We start from the raw sequence: 19,342 nt of genomic DNA on the forward strand, positions 1-19,342 counted from the left end.
CATGCTACAAATTGGTGACCAAGCCCCTGATTTTGAGGTAAAAGACCAAAACGGCAACGTGGTGCGGATGAGTGATTTCAAGGGCAAGAAAGTAGTGCTGTATTTCTACCCCAAAGACGACACGCCCGGCTGCACCGCCCAGGCCTGCAACCTCAGAGACAACTATGACGCCCTGCTGGCGAAAGGGTTTGTGGTGCTGGGGGTGAGCGTGGATGATGAGAAATCCCACCAGAAGTTTGTGCAGAAATTTGACCTCCCCTTCCCGCTGCTCGCCGACACGGAGCATGAGATTGTAGAGAAATATGGTGTCTGGCAGGAGAAAAGCATGTACGGCCGCAAATACATGGGCACCATGCGCTACACTTTTGTAGTAAACGAAGAGGGCAAGATTGAAGACATCATCACCAAAGTAGACACCAAAAACCACACGGCGCAGCTGTTAAAATAAGAAAAGGGCTGCCTTTCCTTCGGGAGTGGGGCCCTTTCCTGTTTTAGGCCTGTTTTGCGAAAAACGGCCCTAAAACAAACGTACCTTTAGCAATCAACTTTCCATTTTTCACCTTCACCTCATCAGAATGAATCCATTCAAATACGAAACGGAACAACTGCTGGACGTAGCCCAACAAGTACGCCGTGACATCGTGCGTATGGTGCACGCGGTTAACTCTGGTCACCCAGGCGGCTCTTTGGGTTGCACAGAATTCCTGGTATCGCTGTATTTCCGGCAGATGACGCACAATCCCTCCTTTAAGATGGATGGCATTGGCGAAGACCTGTTCTTCCTTTCCAATGGCCACATCTCCCCGGTTTGGTACAGCGTGCTGGCCCGCGCCGGTTATTTTGACGTAGCCGAACTGGCCACGTTCCGTAAGCTCAATTCCCGCCTGCAAGGCCACCCGGCCACCGAGGAAAACCTTCCCGGCATCCGGATCGCGTCTGGCTCTTTAGGCCAGGGTCCTTCTGTGGCCATTGGCGCCGCCCAGGTGAAGAAACTGAACAATGATGACAAACTGGTGTATGTGCTAACCGGCGACGGGGAGTTGGAGGAAGGCCAGGTATGGGAAGCCGCCATGTATGCCGCCCACCACAAAGTTGACAACCTAATCTGGACGGTAGACTACAACGGCCAGCAGATTGACGGCCCCGTAGACGCCATCATGAGCCTGGGCAACCTGCGCCTTAAGTTTGAGTCGTTTGGCTGCAAGGTTATTCACTGCGAGAACGGCAATGACTTTGACCAACTGGTTCCGGTGCTGGAAGAAGCCAAAAGCCTGACCGGCCAGGGCAAGCCCGTAGTGCTTTTAATGAATACCCAAATGGGCTATGGCGTTGACTTTATGATGGGCTCGCACAAATGGCACGGCGTGGCGCCGAATGACGCCCAGCTTCAGGATGCCCTGGTACAGCTGAAAACCACTCTCAACGATTATTAATCTACCGGAAGCGGCGGGCGCAGGCCAGCCGCTTTCTTGTTTCTCTGCGGCATGAAACCTGGGCGCTCTGTATGTGTATGGCTGGTCTGTCTCTTTTTGGGGGTCATGACGGCTTTGCCGGCGGCGGCCCAGAACAAACAACCGCCCCCAAAAAAAACGCGTCTGCTGTTTCTGCTGGATGCCTCGGGCTCTATGCTGGCCAACTGGGAAACCAGTACCCGCTGGCAGGTGGCCAAAACCATGCTGGCCCGTATGGCAGACTCGCTTAACACCTATAGTAACCTTGAGATAGGCTTGCGGGTGTACGGCCACCAAAGCCCGGTGAACGTCAAGAACTGCAAAGACAGTAAGTTGGAGGTGGCCTTTGCGCCAAAGAATGCCGCGGCCATTAAGAAAAAGCTGCAGCTGATTACGCCCAAAGGCAATACCCCTCTCACCTATTCCCTGGGTCAGGCCGCCAATGATTTTCCCGAGGACCCCAATGGCCGTAACGTGGTGATTATCATCACAGACGGGCTAGAGAGCTGCGGCGGCGACCCTTGCGCGGTGTCTCTGGCGCTCCAGAAAAAGAGGGTATTTTTGAAGCCGTTCATCATTGGCCTGGGGGATGATCCCGGTTATGCGCAGCAGTTTGGGTGCATGGGCCAGTACTACAATGCCTCAGACATCAGAACCTTTCAGCAGGTGCTGGATAACGTGGTGAGCATCGCGCTCAAGAAAACCACCGTGTCTGTGGAACTGACAGATGAGGCGGGCCGGGCCGTGGAGACCAATGTGAACATGACCTTCCTCAACAATGTGACCGGCCAGCCGGAGTACAACTTTGTGCACTACCAGGCTTCGGAGGGCAAGCCCGACCAGATTGAGATTGACGCCTTGCTTAGTTATGACCTGCAAGTGAACACCTTGCCGTCCGTACAGGTGCGCAACCTGGACATTAAGCCCGGGCGCCATAATGTGATCAAGGTGAAGGCACCGCAGGGCTATCTGTATTTGCGCCAGGACGCCCCCACCGCCTACGGGTCTATGACGGCCATTGTGCGGCAGAAAGGCAACCCGGCCATTCTGCATACCCAGCGGTTCCCCAGCCAGCACAAGTACCTGGCCGGCACCTATGAGGTAGAGGTACTTACCCTGCCGCGCATTAGGCAGACCGTGACCATCAGGCAAGGCCAGGCCACGCCCATCACCTTTGCGCCGCCTGGTTCCTTGAACATTACCCAGGACCTGCAAGGGTACGGCAGTCTGTACCTGCTGCACAAAGACGGTACCCAGGAATGGCTCTGGAATCTGCCGGAGGGCAGTAGCAAAATAAGTTTACCTTTGCAGCCAGGGCGTTACCGCGTAGTGTACCGGTTAAAAACCGCCAGGGCCAGCAAATTCACAGACGTGAAGGATTTTTCCATTAATTCGAATTTGACGACTACGATAAAACTTTTCAATTAAGATGAAGGACTTCCCTTACTCAGAATCAAAAGATACCCGCTCCGGTTTCGGGGCCGGCCTGTTAGAGCTTGGCCGTACCAACCCCAATGTAGTGGCGCTCTGCGCCGATTTGATCGGTTCCCTGAAAATGGGCGATTTCCAGAAAGAGTTTCCTGAGCGTTTCTTTCAGGTAGGCATTGCTGAGGCCAACATGATTGGTCTGGCCGCCGGTATGACCATTGGGGGCAAGATCCCTTTCACGGGCACCTTCGCCAACTTCTCCACCGGCCGCGTGTATGACCAGATCCGTCAGTCAGTGGCGTATTCCGGTAAAAACGTGAAGATCTGCGCCTCGCACGCTGGGTTAACTCTGGGCGAAGACGGCGCCACGCACCAGATCCTGGAAGACGTGGGCATGATGAAAATGCTCCCGCACATGACCGTAATCAACCCCTGTGACTACAACCAGACCAAAGCCGCTACCTTAGCTATTGCAGAGCATGAAGGCCCAGTGTACCTGCGCTTCGGCCGCCCGGTGGTGCCTAACTTCACCCCCGCTGACCAGAAGTTTGAGATTGGCAAAGGCGTGATGCTCAATGAAGGCAAAGACGTGACCATTCTGGCCACTGGCCACTTGGTTTGGAAAGCCATTCTAGCCGGCAAGTTGCTGGCAGAACAAGGCATTGACGCCGAGATCATCAACATCCACACCATTAAGCCCTTAGACGCCCAGGCTATTCTGGCCTCAGCAGAAAAAACCGGCTGCGTGGTAACCGCCGAAGAACACCAGTTGAACGGTGGCTTAGGAGAGTCTGTGGCCCGCCTGTTGGCCCAACAGTTACCTCTGCCTTTAGAATTGGTGGGCGTAGATGACACCTTCGGTGAAAGCGGAACCCCAGAGCAATTGATGGAGAAATACGGCCTTAATGAGCAAAGCATTGTAGAAGCCGCCAAGCGCGCTATCTCCCGCAAAAAATAACTTCCGCACGTAAATTTTTAAACGGGGCCGGTCTTTCAATAAGGCCGGCCCCGTTTTTTTGTTTGTCTGATAGCAGTAACACAGAAAACCAATGATGCTTTTTCTAGCTTTATTTTTCGTATGGATACCAACTTTTGTAGTACCACCTACTCATAAATATCTAAGGAATAATACAGTATATATCTGTTGCATTATAGTAGCAATCTCAATTTTTGGTTGGTCTTTGGAAAATTATAGCCCAAATCTTCCTCAGATTGAAAAATCTCATATGCCATTATATATAAGCCCGCTAGTCTTTTTGATCTTATACAAACTCTTTGATAATATAATACAAAAAAGACTTGAAAGACATATGTATTTTAGAATGAAGTACATGAGTAACAAAGAATCCGAGGAACAAACCTGGTTTGAATGGTTACTTCAAATGGTACTCGGGTTCGTTCCTTTAATTTGCGGTGCCATCTGGCTTTTAATCTTTTGATTTTTTAAAACAATCAAAAAAAAAACTACTACTAACTAGGTGCATAAGCCATGGTACGGCCGTAGGTCTGGCACGCTCAAGCATTAGACGTTTTGAGCCTGTTTTCAGAAAAACGGGCAGAAAACAGACAGAATTGCTAAATTCAGCCGGCTAAACAACCCATCACAGATCACAAACGGCGCAGGTCCCCTTTGGAAGACAAAGAGATATTAGAGAAATTCCAGAATCCAGACTCCAGAAACCTGGCCTTCAATCAGTTGGTGCGCAAGTATCAGCAGAAGGTGTATTGGCACGTGCGCAAGATGGTCATTGACCATGATGACGCCGATGACCTGACCCAGGAGGTGTTTGTGAAAGTCTGGACCCACTTGGACGGCTTCCGGAAAGACTCCCAACTCTACACCTGGATCTACCGTATCGCCACCAATGAATGCCTCAATTTCCTAAGCGCCAAAAAAAAGCGGTTCTTTCTCCCCATTCATGATGTGGCCGCTGAGCTCGCCGAGAAACTGGACTCCACCGATTCCCTTTCCGGTGATGAGATCCAACTCAAACTGCAGAAGGCCCTTCTCAAGCTACCAGACAAGCAGCGTCTGGTCTTTAACATGAAATACTATGATGAGTTGAAGTATGAGGAAATCTCTGAGATTCTGGGTACTTCCGTGGGGGCGTTAAAGGCCTCTTATCATATTGCGGTAAAGAAAATTGAAGAATTTTTGAAAAAAGATTAAACCACCATAGATAAAACGCATCTAACTGGTTGATAAATATGAATAAAGAGTTTAAAATGGAAGAGTTACCAAGAGATCCGGGCTTTACCGTGCCGGACCGCTACTTTGAGGAGCTGCCCACGCGCATTATGCAGCGCACGGCCTATGCTTCTCCGCGGTCTGCCTCGCCGGTAGCCTGGTACTGGCAGTTTAAGACGGCCCTGGCGGGTGGCGCTTTAGGGTTGATATTTGCCTTGTCTTTTGTGGTATCTAACTATTTTGCACCGGAGCCTCAGGCCCAGGACGTAATGGCCAACCTGTCACAGAAAGACATTTACCAGTATCTGGTGAACCATACAGACCTTGAAACGGCAGACCTGGCAGAGGTACAGGCGGTGAAACCCCGCCAGACCCTGGAGTTCTTGGACGTTAGAACCAGCGACCTCAGTGAAGAAAACACCCGAGAACTAGTAGAGGAATATGAGTACCAATAACCCCATAGGCATGATGTTAGCCCGAGTTTTATTTTTGATCACCTTTCTTTTCTGCGGTACCCTGGGCATGGCCCAAACGCACAAGAAAGAAACCCCCGAAGAGCGTAAAGCCAGAATTGAGAAGATTGAGACCGCCAAGATAGCCTTCATCACTGATAAAGTTTCTTTGAGCGCAGAGCAGGCGCACCGTTTCTGGCCGCTGTACCAGGAATACCAGGACCGCAAAGACCAGATCAGGTCAAAAAGCCGTCATTTCAAAGAAGAGAACCTCAGTAAATTAACCGATGAGCAGATTCAGGAAGGCCTGGAAAGCCGGTTAAACTACCGCCAGGCGGAGCTCAACATTGAGAAGGAATACATGGACAAATACTTGCGGGTAATCAGTCCACGGCAATTGGCGCTGTTTTATCGCGCGGAGCGCGAGTTCACCAAGCTCTTGCTGGAGCGTCTGCAGACTGCCAGCAGGTAAAGATTAGGTTTAATTGTTTGTACAGGGAGGGAGGCATTAGCCTCCCTTTTTGTTTTAGGGCCGTTTTCAGGAAAACAGGCCTAAAACGGGCCTAAGTTTTTAGGGCAAATGAAAATCCAGCGGCCCAGGTTTGTGCCTTAGTGCGAGTACCATAAGCAACCTTATTCCTTCTGAAATCCCTGACCTCTCCCCTGTTTTCAGGCCGAAGCAAAAAGGTAGCAGGTGTGGGCTTTCTGCGTAACTTTACGGCCTAATCACCCTTTTCACCTATGCTATCGCCCCGCCAACTTTTCCTGCAGCACCAAGCCCAGACTACAGATTTCCCTCTGCTTTTGGAGGTGGAACGCGCCGAAGGAGTTTTCATGTACGGCCCCAACGGGGAACGCTACCTGGACCTTATCTCGGGAATTGGCGTGAGCAATGTGGGCCACCGGCACCCTAAGGTGTTGGAAGCCATCCAGGACCAGTTGGGCAAATACCTGCACTTGATGGTGTACGGTGAGATTGTGCAGGCCACCCCGGCCCGGCTGGCGCACGCACTGGCCCAGACCCTGCCGGCAAGCCTGGACAATGTATATTTCGTCTCCTCGGGTAGTGAGGCAATAGAAGGCGCCTGCAAGGTAGCTAAGCGGTTTTCGGGCCGCACAGAGTTGATTGCGTTTAACAATGCCTACCACGGCTCTACCCAGGGCGCCCTTTCCCTGAATGGCTCTGAGAGTTTCAAGCGGGCATTCCGGCCCTTGCTGCCAGACGTGCGCCATATCAAGCACAACCTTATGGAGGACCTGCAGCAAATCACTTCCCGCACCGCGGCCGTGATCTTAGAAACAGTGCAGGGCGAGGCCGGGGTACGGGTGCCGGACCAGGAGTATATGCAAGCCTTGCGCGCCCGCTGCACGGAAGTGGGGGCTTTACTGATCCTGGATGAGATCCAGAGCGGTTTCGGGCGGACCGGTACGTTCTGGGCCTTTGAGCAGTGTGGCATTGTGCCTGACATTCTCACCTGCGCCAAGGGCATGGGCGGTGGCATGCCCATCGGGGCGTTCATCTCCCGGCAGGAAATCATGCATTCGCTTAAGAACGACCCTATGCTGGGCCACATCACCACGTTTGGCGGGCACCCTGTTTCCTGCGCGGCCTCGCTGGCTACCCTGCAGGTAATCCTGGAGGAAGGGCTGCTGGCCCAGGTGCCGGCCAAGGCGGCAAGGTTCAAGGAGCGGTTGGTGCACCCGGCCATCAAAGAGATCAGAAACCTGGGCCTCATGATGGCTGTGGAATTCGAATCCTTTGATATTTTGAAAGCTATCATTGACAACGCTATTTTAAAGGGCGTGCTCACGGACTGGTTTCTATTCTGTGACAATTCCATGCGCATTGCCCCTCCCCTTACCATCACCTTTGAGGAGATTGACGAGGCCTGTGTGCTGGTTCTTAGGGCCATTGAAGAGGAAGTGCGTTTTTAGCCCGTTTTTTACAAAACTTATCCAAAAGACTTCTTAACAATATCCAACCTTTTACCCCCTGTTTCAGTAAAAAGGCCAATTGCTACCCGGCGTTGCCTGATTTCTGCTTTTCCATTCTTTCAGGAGAAAACGCTTCCCAATCTTAAACCTGCGCTTCCCCAATGGAGATTGCCCTTGTCTTGTTTTTACTGCTGGCTGCCATCGCCTTGTTTGCCTCAGAAAAACTTTCTGTGGATATCGTCACGCTCATACTGCTCATTGTCCTTACCAGCACGCAAATCATCTCCCCAGAGGAAGCGTTTGCCGGGTTCAGCAGTGACTTTATCATCATTCTGGCCTCCATCTTTGTGCTGAGCGCCGCCCTGGAAGATACCGGGGTGCTGGACTTTCTGGTGAACTGGCTCATGCGGCACACCGGGCATAAACCCCTCACGCTGCTCCTTTTCATTATGGTGATTCCGGGCCTGGTCTCTGCCTTCATGAACAACACCACCGTGACGGCCCTCTTTGTGACGCCTATTGTGGGCGTGGCCAAGAAAATGAAGACCAGCAGCTCTAAATACCTTATGCCGCTGGCCTACGCTTCTATTCTGGGGGGTACCTGTACGCTTATTGGTACGTCTACCAACGTGGCGGTGAGCGGGTACATGGCCAAGGCCGGGTATGAGCCCTTCGGGTTCTTTGAGTTCAGTGGCATTGGCCTCATTATTTTTGCGGTAGGCGTGCTGTATATGATGACCATTGGCCGGCGCATGCTGCCAGAGACTTCTTCCCAGGGCCTTACCACCAAATACAACATCAAAACCTACCTCACGGAGATCCTAGTGCAGGAAGATTCGCCCTTGATCGGGCAGATTGCCTTTACTTCAGACCTATCTAAAATGGGGTTCCGCATCCTGAACATCATTAGGAACAAGGAGAATTTTCTGCCAGATTACCGCACCCGCATCAGGACTAATGACGTGCTTCTGGTGGAAGGGGAAATGGACGACCTGATCAAGGTAAAGGAAACCAAGGGCATCAAGATTCTGGCCGACGTGATTGTGGAGGACGACCTGGTGGGTGGTGACATCCGTCTGGCGGAGATCCTCATTACGGGCAAGTCTGATCTACTCAAGCATACCATCAGGCAGGTGGAATTTCTGCGCCGCTTTGGCTTGGTGGTGTTGGCGGTATCCCGGCAGGGTGAAACCATCAGGACCAAGATTGGCGATGTGCAGCTGCAACTGGGAGACCTTCTGCTGGTGCAAGGATCTGGGGAACGGCTGGAGTACCTCAAAATGAACCAGCACCTGGCCGTATTGGATGAGTTCAAGCCTATTCTCTTCAAAGAGCGTAAAGGCTTGCTCACGCTGGGGTTCTTCATACTGGCCATTATCTTGGGCAGTGTGGGCATTTTACCTTTGTCTATCTGTTTCCTGGGGGCAGCCGTGCTAAGTGTTCTGTTCAAGTGTATCTCAACAGACCGGGCTTACCAGGTGATAGATTGGCGGTTATTGATTCTGATTGGGGGCATGACGGCCTTCGGCATGGCCATGGAGAATACCGGGGCAGACAAGTTCCTGGCCGACTTCATTGTGCACTTGCTGCAGCCTTTTGGCTTACTGGTGATTCTGGCGGGTTTTGTGATGCTCACGGTCTTCCTGACCCAGCCCATGTCTAACGCCGCCGCCGCGTTGGTGGTATTGCCGGTAGCGCTGCAAACCGCCATTCAGCTAGACGCCAACCCACGCACGTTTGCCATCGCTATTATGCTGTCGGCCTCCGTTTCGCTGATCACCCCGTTTGAGCCTTCCTGTATTCTGGTGTATGGCCCCGGCAAGTACACGTTCCGGGATTTCCTGAAGATAGGGTCTGGCCTTACGCTGCTGCTTATTGCCATCATCTTATTCCTTGTGCCAATGTTCTGGCCGCTGTAACCTGTTTTAGCCTTGGTTTAGGAAAAATGGCCCATAAACGGGTTTGACGCAGAACTGTGCCTCAGGCCCGACGTATTGCTTTACTAAACAGGCTCCCTATGAACAGAACATTTTTTTTACCGCTACTTGTATTGCTTGGGTGTGGCGCAGACAATGCCAAGGAGGAAGTAACGGCACTCCCCGCCAAAAATGATTCCGCATTGGCAGAGGTAGCAGATTCTGTGAACAATGCCCGCCAGGACGGCACAGACACCAACGCCGGCCTTCCGGTAGACAAAAAGCAGCAACTCCCCGCCGAGCTGGAAGTGTACCTGGACCGTACCCATGGCCTTTGGCAATTCCCGGCCCTCTCTGACCAGGATCTGGCCCGGGTTCCCAAAGAAGAGCAAGGCCCCTATTTTCTGCAAGCTGATTTCAACAGTGACCAAGGGCAGGATTACGCTATGCAAATAGTGGAAAAGGACACCGCCTATATCTATGCTTTCCTTAAAAACAAAACGGGCGATGATTTTGAGGTTCACCTGCTGGAGAAGAATGCTTTAATAACCCAGGAAGGCAAAAAGAGAAGCAACCGGTATTTAATGCTGGCCAAGAAATCTGGCAAGTATTATGACCAAGTCCTGAAAAAGGAAAGGGTCATACCGCAAGACGCGGTTTCTGTAGGAAAAGATGAATCCCTGGCGTATTATATTTGGGAGGACAGCAAATTCAGGAAAAATGAATCAGGGGCTAGGACCAGCCGTTAGAGTTCCAGAAAACTAATAGCTTCCTGCTTAATCTCCTCGCGGCTTAGACCGTCTTTTACCCCGGTGGTTATTTTCTTGATCAACACCCCCACCACGGCTTTCCGGAAACCCATTTTAGTGGCAAGGTCAATGCAGAAGTCCATCTCGCTGTCATCTACAATACCGTCTGCCAGCATCATCTCCACTAAATCATAGATCTGGTCAAAGCGGTCCAGGTCATTGTTGGGCATAGACAGCTTTATGTTCTCGGCGTCTGCCAGCAGAGACCTTACGTCCTGGGCGCGCATTCCTTTCCTTTCCCCAATAGAGATAATGTGCTCCATTTCAGCCGCATCTATGTGCCCGTCTATTTTGGCCAGGGCCCCCAGGTTCACGATGTGGCTTTTCAGCCTTTTTGTTTCCTCACTTTCAAAAATAGAAAACATAGGGTTTTTAAAATTGGTGGAATGAAAGAAATAGTGGGCCAAGGGCGCTCCTTCCTCAAAAAATCTTCACAGCGGGTTCAGACAACATAATTTACGAAATTCTGAGACAAACGCTGCATGAACCCTTGAAAAGCTTTGCTTTTTTTTACAATTAGCAGTGTAGGAGACCCTCTTGAGAAAATAGCCTGTAAAATGCTGTACCTCCTGGGTCAGCCAATGATATCTTTTTAAGGTCAACTTGATAGATATATGCTTGAGTTTTCTTAGGTAATGCCTTACTTTGCAACTCCGTATTTGTAACAACATGAAAAAAATAGCTGTTTTTACGTCCGGGGGAGATGCCCCGGGTATGAATGCTTGTATACGTGCCGTAGTACGTACAGCAGTTTACCACAAATTAGAAGTTTACGGCATTGGCCGTGGTTATAATGGCATGATTCAGGGAGAGATCTTCCGGTTATTCTCCCACTCCGTCAGCAATATCATCCAAAAAGGCGGTACCATCCTTAAATCGGCGCGTTGCCCTGAATTCCAGACCCCCGAAGGTAGAAAAAGAGCCTATGACCAGATTTCCAAGTTCGGGATTGACGGCATAGTGGCCATTGGCGGAAATGGGACCTTTACCGGTGCCCAGATCTTCCATGAGGAGTACGGCATACCCGTGATTGGCGCCCCCGGCACCATAGACAATGACCTCTACGGCACCGATTACACCATTGGCTATGACACCGCCGTGAACACCGCCCTGGACGCCATTGACAAGATCAGAGACACCGCCGATAGCCATGAGCGCGTGTTCTTTGTGGAAGTGATGGGCCGTGACTCTGGTTACATTGCCATGCCCTGCGCCATTGGCGGCGGGGCCGAAATGGTGATGATCCCGGAGACCATTACCTCTATGCCTGAGGTGATTGAAACTTTACAGCAAGGCTGGCGCCGTTCCAAAACCTCGTTCATTATCATTGTGGCCGAAGGCGATGACGAAGGCGGTGCCACCGAGATTGCCGCTAAAGTGAAGCAGGCCCTTCCGCAGATGGACGCCAAAGTAACCATTATTGGCCACGTGCAGCGGGGCGGAAGCCCTACCGCCGCCGACCGCCTGCTCAGCAGCCAGATGGGCATGGCCGCCGTGGAGGGTTTGATGGCCGGCCGCACCAATGAAATGGTGGGCGTGATCAACGGAGAGATTGTCTACACCCCTTTCCATGACACCATCACCAAAAAGAAACCTATCAGTGAAAGCTTCCTGAAGTTGGTGCAGATTCTAAGCAACTAGTTTCTAGCCACACTTTTAAAAAGCCGTTTTAGGGCTGTTTTCTCAAAAACAGCCCTAAAACGGCTTTTGCATTTGGGGCAGGTTTTACTCTTGCCCCTCTCCAGCTTGCATTTTCGCCTCAAGGTACGCGACCACCTCTTCATATTGGGATGGATGGAACCAGGTGATTTCAGGGTCCCGGGTAAACCAGGTGAGCTGGCGTTTGGCGTACCGGCGGCTGTTGCGTTTGAGTAATCTAACCGCCTCTTCATAAGAATACAGCCCGTCCAGGTAGTGAAACAGCTCTGTATACCCCACCGTCTGCAGCGCCTGGTGCTCCCGGTAAGGCAACACCCGTTTTACCTCGTCCAGCAACCCCTGGTCCAGCATTTGGTCCATGCGCTGGTTAATGCGCGCATACAGTTCCTCCCGGTCACGGTTCAGCCCAATCTTGATAAGGGTGTACTCCTGCTCACGCCCTTTGCTCCCGGCCCTAAAGGAGGAATACGGCAGTCCGGAGCTCAGGCAAACTTCCAATGCTCTAATGACGCGCTGCGGGTTTTGGGTATCTACCTGCGCGGCGTAGGTTGGGTCTAAAAGCTGCAATTGCGTAACCAGGCTTTCCAGCCCTACCTGCTCCAGACGCTGGGTCAGTTCTTCCCGTACACCGGGCAGAATTTCCGGCATTTCATCAAGGCCTTCACATAAGGCCCGCACATATAACCCAGAGCCGCCCGTGGCAATCACCACCTGGTGGGTTTTAAATAAAGTCTGGAGCAATCCTTTGGCGTCCGCCTCAAACTTCCCGGCATTGTATTCCTCTAAAATGGAATGGGAATCAATAAAATGGTGAGGCACTCCCCCCTGTTCCTCCGGCGTGGGCTTGGCCGTGCCAATGCTCAGTTCCTTGTATAACTGCCGGGAGTCCATGGATAGAATGTCGGTGGAAAAATGCCGGGCCAGCTGCACGCAGAAATCTGTTTTACCCACGGCCGTAGGTCCCACCACCACCACTAAATAACGCTTCTCCTTCATTTTCTATAGTTTATTATAAAGCTCTACCAACCGCTGGCCTTCCTTTTCCCAACACCACTCCTGCCGCGCCAAAAGGCAATTCTCCCGCAGGCGGCCATACAGTTCAGCATCCTGCAGCAACTTTAGCATAGCGTCCTGTACATCCTGTACCTGGGGCTGGGCCATCAGGGCCACCTCATATTGGGCGTTTAACAGCCGGTATTCCGGGAAAGGAACGCACACCTGAGGGATACCCGCCTGTACGTAGTCAAAAAATTTATTGGCCAGGGAGTAATAATAACTCAACCCCATTTTCTCCAGGAGCATGACACCGCCCAGGGCAGAAGCTGTGAGTTGGACCAGGGCCGCCGGGGCCAGATTGCCTTTAAAAAGTACCTTCTGTTCTAAGCCTAACCTATAGGTTAAATTTTGCAATTGGGCCTTTAGGGGGCCTTCGCCGCAAATCACCAGTTGGGCCGGTACGTGTTGCATAGCTTCAATAGTGCACTCCAGCCCCCGGCCCACGTTCAGGGAACCCTGATAAATAAAAAATGGAGGCGTCTTGGGTTTAGAATGGGCCGTCTGCCGCAGGGGCATGTTCCGGATTAGCGCCACTGGCCTTTGGTACTTTTGTTGGAAATACTCCTGCAGGGAGACACTCACGGTATAGGCCAGGGTGGCTCTTTTAAAGGCCAAATCCTCTACCCAGGCCCATAGCTTTCTTACCAGCGGCCGGTGGACTACCTCCGGCAACTCCTGGAAAAACTCATGCGCGTCATACACCAAAGGCTTGCGCCGCCACCAGGAGGTAAAGATGCCGGCCAGGGCCGTGTCTGCGTCAATGGCCCCGTACAGGTCAAACGGATGCCGCATAAACCAAAAGAGCAGTCGAAGGTTATACTCCAGATAGAAGCCAGGGCCTTTTAAAAAGAAGCAGGTAAACCGGTGCTGCTTGAAGGGTTGCTCCTCCAGGGGAGTTGATGCGGGCAGTTGCCTTCCCAGCAGGGTAACCTGGTAGCCGGCCGCAGCCAGGGTGCCCGCAATCCGGCGCATCCGCTGGTCGTGGTTCAGGTCTGTGGTCACCGTAAAGACAATGGATTTACCCATATTTTTAATTCCTCTCCAGAGGCAGTTCAGGCGGTTTCAATTGGCTATGATAAGGGTTTGAATAACCAATAATTCTTATAATTTTGCTAAATTAGATTATTTTCAGCCAAGTGCCTTTATTGAGGTGAAGGCACTCATAAGAAACAGCAGAAATACAGGGTATGATAACAAGGAATGCATCGCAGGAGCGAAAAGCAGAGATTGCGGCGGCCGAGCAGTTAATAGATTTAGCGGAACACGTAAGTGGAAGCCGTAAATACATGCTGGTATGTACCCCAGACGGCACTATTCTGGCCGTGAACAAGCAAACCCGTAAAGTTTTCTTTGAGGGGGAAAGCCCGGCTGAAGACTTGAATATCAAAGACCTGCTGGATGAAAAGCACCTCCCTGTTTTTGAGAAAACCCTAAGGCTGCTGCACAAACGCAAAAACATAAGTGGCTTTTTGCAGCCCAAGCAAAGCTTACCAGAAACCCACCTGCTGTATTTTAAGTCCAGCCTGATCAAACAAGACGGGCATGAACTACTCTATATTGCCGCCCGAGCCGCCTCAGCCGAGGTAATGCCCGTAGGCGACATGTTCGCCTCAGAATCCAGTTACCGAAGCATCTTTGAAGACAGCAATGAGCCCTTGTTCATCCTTGACAAGAGCGGCATGTTCATTGACATCAACAAAGAAGCTCTGGGCTTCATCCAGATAGAGAAACAGAGCCTGCTGGGCAAGAGCGTCTTTGAGGCCTTTGACCTGAACCCCTCAGAAAAAATCGCCTTCCGGAAACGGATTCTAAAGGCTTGCGAAGGGAAAACCCAGCGCTTTGACTGGTGGTTTAAGGGAAATGACGGGACTCTGTTCCCGCTGTGGCTGTCTTTCAGGTGCGGAAAATACTTTGGCCAGGAAGTAGTGCTGGGGACCGCCAAGCCCATGGAAGACATGAAAGGTCACGCCGAGGCAGGCAGGCAGCGCCAGGAGCAGCAGGAGTTCATTAGCAAGCTTACCCCCAAACTCATCAACCTTAAAACCGCCGAGGATATTCTTTCGGTGACCCTGGAGGCCCTGTTGCAGCACCCCAATATCAGCGGCGGCGGCGTGTACGTGTTCCAACCGGCCAGCCGCATGGTGCAATTGGTGACCAGCAAGGGGGAAAACTCCATTTTACTGCAGGAACAGAGCGTATTGGCCTTAAAAACCGAATTCCTGGCCCAGTTGGAAAATAAAAGCAAAAACCGGTCTTTGCTGAGTATCTCCCGCAATTTCCAGCACTTATTCAACAAGCGCGAAGTGCTGGCCATGCCCATCTGCTCAGATAAGCGTTTCCTGGCCACCATCATTCTCCTGATTGATGATGCCAAGAACATGACCAGCACGCTCACGGAGTTCATTAACCTGGTGGGGTTTGAGATCAACTCTATTCTCTCCCGCTTTGAGCTCCAGCAGGAACTGCATTATTCAGAAGGCAAATACAAGACCCTGTTTGAGTCTTCTAATGACGCTATTTTCCTGCTGAACAATACCCAGATTGCCGACTGTAATTTCCAGGCCACGGTTTTGTTGGACTGTGACAAACAGGATATCATAAGCAAGCGGTTGGCAGACTTTTCCCCGGGCCTGCAGGCAGACAATTCCTCGTCCGTGGAAAAATCCCTGCAGATGATTGAAGGCACCCTGGCCGACGGGCAACCCCGCAGCCTGGAATGGCGGATTGAAAAAAGCGATGGCAACATCATTGATACTGAGATCAGTTTCAGTGCTATTCAGTTGGAAGGGGTGTCTTTTGTGCAATGTATAGTACGGGATATCACCTCTCGCAAGGAAGCCCAGGCGCTAGTGAGAAGGCAGGAGGTGTTGCGGGAATCCATGCACCAGTTCCGTTCCTTCCTGAGTCAGGTGAACCTGGCTTACGTGAGCATGGACCTGGACCTGCGTGTTTTGTACGTGAATGACTATTTCCTGCAATACACCGGCTACAAGCGGGAGGAAGTGGTGGGCCAGAACTATTATGAGCTCTTCGTGACGGAAAGGGAAAGACCCGGCCGCATACAGGAGATCAGAAAGGCCCTGCAGACGCAGTCGTTGCGCAGCTACTATGAGTGGGACCTTATCACCAAGTCCAAATCGGTAAAGATCCTGCGCTGGAACATCATGTTTGAGATGGACGCCGAAGGAACGGTGATTGGTATTACCGCCGTGGGTAAAGACATGACCGACAAGCGCATTGCCATGGAGGCCCTGAAAGACAACAAGATACGCCTGCAGGATCTTTTTGACAATGCCCATGACCTTATCCAGAACATCTCCACCGACAATAAATTCATCTTCGTAAACCGGGCCTGGAAAGAGAAACTGGGGTACAATGACTTTGACATTGAGAACCTTACGCTCAATGACATTGTGCACCCGTATTACAAGGCCAAGCTCATTTACCAGCTCCGCAACCTGTACAAAGGTGAGGATGTCAACAAGATAGAAACGGTTTTCCTGACCAAAAGTGGGAAGCCTATTCACTTGATTGGCAGTATTAACTGTAGCTGGCAAGACGGCAAACCTATTGCTACGCGTGCCATTCTCCATGATATCACAGACCGTATTAAGGCGGAGCGCCTGCAGAAGGTATACTACAGTATTGCCAACCTGGCCATCAGCTCCAAAGATTTACCGTCTCTATACAGCGCCATTCACCGGGAACTGAGCAAGATTATAGAGACGCACAACTTTTACATTGCGCTGTTTGATGAGGAGAAGAACGCCATCAACTTTGTATATTATGTAGACCAGCTTTCCAACATACCGGCGGCCCCAAGGCCATTCTCTCTGGGCATGACCGAGTACGTAATCAAGACCGGAAAGCCGCTTTATGCCTCTAAGGCAGATTTCATGAAGCTGGTGGAGGAAGGGAAAATTGAGGTGAACGGCATTGTGCCGGAAGTAATGCTCTCTTCCCCTCTTTCCATTGGCGAACGCATTATTGGCGTGATTGCGGTACGGGATTACAAGAACCCGGAAGCCTATGTGAAGACCGATATTGAGATCCTGCACTTCATCTCTAACCAGGTGGCCTTGGCCATTGAAAGGAAACGGAATGAGGAGCAAATCACCATTCAGAACGCTAGGTTAAAGGCTATTTTTGAGAGCGGTAACCACTTAATGTGGTCCATCAGCCGTAATTTCCAGCTTACTTCCTATAACCAGAATTTCTTCAATGATGTCTATTCCTGGTCTGGCAAGACAGCCACGGTAGGCATGAAACTAAGTACGCTTACGGGGGCTTTCATCTCAGAGGAGACCTTTGGTTTGATCAAGAGTGCCTATGAATTGGCGTTTGCTGGGGAGCCGCAGCAGTTTGAGATTGAGCTGGACAAAGGGAACGGCGTCAGTCAATGGCGCGAAGTGTTGCTGAACCCTATCTACCTGGAAGACGGCAGCTTTGAGGACGTTTCGGCTATTGCCCTGGATATCACTGAAAAGAAAATCTCCCAACTGGCCCTGGCCGTGAACGAGGAGAAATTCCGGCAGATCTTTGAATCCTTCCAGGACCTGTATTACAAAACCAGCCTGGATGGGGAATTCCAACTGATCAGCCCATCGGTGCAGGAGGTATTGGGCTATTCCCAAAGCGAGGCCATGCGTCTGAACGCCAGCAACCTGTATGTGCACGGGGAGGACAGAGAGCAACTGCTGGCCATGCTTTTCAAGCAAACCAGTGTACGTAACTTTGAAACCACGCTGCGTACCAAGAACCACCATGAGATTGAAGTCCTGATCAACTCGCGCCTTATTTTCAATGAAAACCGGGAAGCCATTGCCATTGAAGGGGTTTGCCGTGACATTACTGAACTGAAAGACACCCAGCGCGAACTCATCAGGGCCAAAGAACTCGCGGAGACCTCTTTGCAGGTGAAAAACCAATTCCTGGCCAACATGAGCCACGAATTGCGCACGCCTATGAACGGTATCATTGGCATGATTGACCTGTTGCACCATACCGTAGCCAATGAGGAGCAGCTGGATTATATTGACACCCTGCGCAAATCTTCAGATGCCCTGCTGGAAATCCTGAATGACATTCTGGACCTTTCCAAAATACAGGCCGGTAAGTTGCAGTTGAACCTCACGGGCATAGACCTTTTCTACAGCCTGGAGAAGATTCATTCCCTGTTTGCCAACCGGGCTACGCAGAAGGACCTTTCCTTTACCTATGATATTTCTGAAGACACACCACGGTACATCATCACAGATGAGACCAGGTTGCTGCAGGTGCTCTCTAACCTTACCTCTAATGCCATCAAGTTCACCAATGAGGGCAGCGTGCACGTACAGGTAAGCAGATTGGGCGGTGAAGGAGACAAACACCTGCTGGAGTTCCGGGTGAAGGATTCGGGGATTGGTATTAGTGAGGAAGACATTCAGTTACTGTTTACCAATTTCACCCAGTTAGACAACTCCTCTTCCAAATCATTTGGCGGCACGGGCCTTGGCCTGGCTATCTCCAAGCAACTTAGTGAGTTGCTAGGCGGAAGCATTGGCGTGGAATCTGAGGCAGGCCAGGGCAGTACCTTCTGGTTTACCATTGTCTGCCAGGAAGCCGAGAACATCACCCAGATTAATGAGCAGCTGATTTCTTCTAAGGAATTGGAGGAAGTGGGCCATTTTGAGCCTTCTCCTTACCTGCTGCTGGTAGATGACAACCAGATCAACCAGAAAGTAGCCCTCAAGCTACTGGAGCGCATGGGCTGCCAGGCCGATGTGGCCTCCAATGGGTATGAGGCCATAGACTTGGCAAGCCAGAACCGGTATGACCTCATCTTCATGGACATTCAGATGCCGGAAATGGACGGCGTAACGGCTACCCACGAGCTTAAAAAGCTATTGGGCACCAACTGTCCGCCAATTGTGGCTATGACAGCCTACTCCATGAAAGACGACGCCGAAAAATTCATGAATGAAGGCTTAGATGATTATATTTCAAAACCGGTAAAGATCTCTGACCTGTATGACCGTATTTCGCGGTGGTATGGCCATAACGTGGAGTCAGGCGCTCAAACAGCTGAGCCTGTTAGTGCCGCGGCCCCAGAGCAGAATGGCCTCCAATTAGACATGAATGTGGTGGACCAACTGCGGAGTATTGGCGGAGATGAATTTGCGTTGCAGTTATATGTGGACTTTGAAGAGGAAACCGCTGAACTTTTAGAAGAAGCCAGAAAAGAAGTGGCCGCACAACATTATACGGGCATTTTAAGTACACTGCATCAAATTAAGGGTACAGCTTCTACCCTTGGCCTGGATTCTGTCTCCACTATTGCCAAGGAACTGGAACATGATATCCTAAAAGGGAAATTAACATTAGTAAGTAATACCTTTTCTGATTTAGAGTCAAGTTTTACTAACTTTAGGACAAACTATAGAAACAAAATCTTATCAAACTAACC

At 51.1% G+C, this 19,342-nt stretch carries 15 protein-coding genes; 12 read left to right on the forward strand and 3 right to left on the reverse strand.

The window, feature by feature from the left end; translation table 11 throughout:
• The first annotated feature begins 1 nt into the window (after position 1).
• From bcp to TH63_RS09835, 10 genes are all read left to right on the forward strand, one after another.
• Entirely contained in the window at positions 2–448 is a 447-nt protein-coding gene (gene bcp / locus TH63_RS09785; protein WP_048920790.1) for a thioredoxin-dependent thiol peroxidase, read from the forward strand.
• A gap of 127 nt (positions 449–575) precedes the next feature.
• A complete protein-coding gene (locus tag TH63_RS09790) occupies positions 576–1,433 on the forward strand; it encodes a transketolase (protein WP_048920791.1) in 858 nt (285 codons plus the stop codon).
• A gap of 105 nt (positions 1,434–1,538) precedes the next feature.
• Entirely contained in the window at positions 1,539–2,879 is a 1,341-nt protein-coding gene (locus TH63_RS09795; protein ID WP_231583577.1) for a vWA domain-containing protein, read from the forward strand.
• Between the two features lies 1 nt (position 2,880).
• Positions 2,881–3,837, forward strand: coding sequence for a transketolase family protein (locus tag TH63_RS09800; protein WP_048920793.1), 957 nt, complete (start codon positions 2,881–2,883; stop codon positions 3,835–3,837).
• A 672-nt stretch (positions 3,838–4,509) separates the two neighbouring features.
• Positions 4,510–5,049, forward strand: coding sequence for an RNA polymerase sigma factor (locus TH63_RS09810; protein WP_048920795.1), 540 nt, complete (start codon positions 4,510–4,512; stop codon positions 5,047–5,049).
• A 38-nt stretch (positions 5,050–5,087) separates the two neighbouring features.
• Entirely contained in the window at positions 5,088–5,522 is a 435-nt protein-coding gene (locus TH63_RS09815) for a hypothetical protein (protein ID WP_048920796.1), read from the forward strand.
• 10 nt (positions 5,523–5,532) lie between these two features.
• Complete coding sequence (locus TH63_RS09820) at positions 5,533–5,991, forward strand: hypothetical protein (protein ID WP_156180513.1); 459 nt, start codon at positions 5,533–5,535, stop codon at positions 5,989–5,991.
• A 269-nt stretch (positions 5,992–6,260) separates the two neighbouring features.
• Complete coding sequence (locus TH63_RS09825; protein WP_048920798.1) at positions 6,261–7,454, forward strand: aspartate aminotransferase family protein; 1,194 nt, start codon at positions 6,261–6,263, stop codon at positions 7,452–7,454.
• A gap of 161 nt (positions 7,455–7,615) precedes the next feature.
• Positions 7,616–9,373: an SLC13 family permease gene (locus tag TH63_RS09830; RefSeq protein WP_048920799.1), complete on the forward strand. Its 1,758-nt coding sequence runs from the start codon at positions 7,616–7,618 to the stop codon at positions 9,371–9,373.
• Positions 9,374–9,471: 98 nt separating this feature from the next.
• Entirely contained in the window at positions 9,472–10,119 is a 648-nt protein-coding gene (locus TH63_RS09835) for a hypothetical protein (protein ID WP_048920800.1), read from the forward strand.
• Here the strand turns inward: TH63_RS09835 and TH63_RS09840 are convergent.
• Entirely contained in the window at positions 10,116–10,544 is a 429-nt protein-coding gene (locus TH63_RS09840; protein ID WP_048922724.1) for a tellurite resistance TerB family protein, read from the reverse strand. The genes TH63_RS09835 and TH63_RS09840 overlap by 4 nt on opposite strands.
• A gap of 304 nt (positions 10,545–10,848) precedes the next feature.
• On the opposite strand from TH63_RS09840, the gene pfkA reads away from it, so the two are divergent.
• Positions 10,849–11,820: a 6-phosphofructokinase gene (gene pfkA, locus TH63_RS09845; RefSeq protein WP_048920801.1), complete on the forward strand. Its 972-nt coding sequence runs from the start codon at positions 10,849–10,851 to the stop codon at positions 11,818–11,820.
• Positions 11,821–11,904: 84 nt separating this feature from the next.
• Here the strand turns inward: pfkA and miaA are convergent, their stop codons facing one another.
• Positions 11,905–12,834 (reverse strand): tRNA (adenosine(37)-N6)-dimethylallyltransferase MiaA, encoded by a 930-nt coding sequence (gene miaA, locus TH63_RS09850; RefSeq protein ID WP_048920802.1) that lies wholly within the window; start codon positions 12,832–12,834, stop codon positions 11,905–11,907.
• Positions 12,835–12,837: 3 nt separating this feature from the next.
• Positions 12,838–13,920 (reverse strand): glycosyltransferase, encoded by a 1,083-nt coding sequence (locus tag TH63_RS09855; RefSeq protein ID WP_048920803.1) that lies wholly within the window; start codon positions 13,918–13,920, stop codon positions 12,838–12,840.
• Positions 13,921–14,081: 161 nt separating this feature from the next.
• Between TH63_RS09855 and TH63_RS09860 the strand changes: the two genes are divergently transcribed.
• Positions 14,082–19,340 (forward strand): PAS domain S-box protein, encoded by a 5,259-nt coding sequence (locus TH63_RS09860; protein WP_082161618.1) that lies wholly within the window; start codon positions 14,082–14,084, stop codon positions 19,338–19,340.
• Positions 19,341–19,342: the final 2 nt, after the last annotated feature.

Origin of the sequence: Rufibacter radiotolerans (assembly GCF_001078055.1) — a bacterium.
GTDB lineage: Bacteria > Bacteroidota > Bacteroidia > Cytophagales > Hymenobacteraceae > Nibribacter > Nibribacter radiotolerans.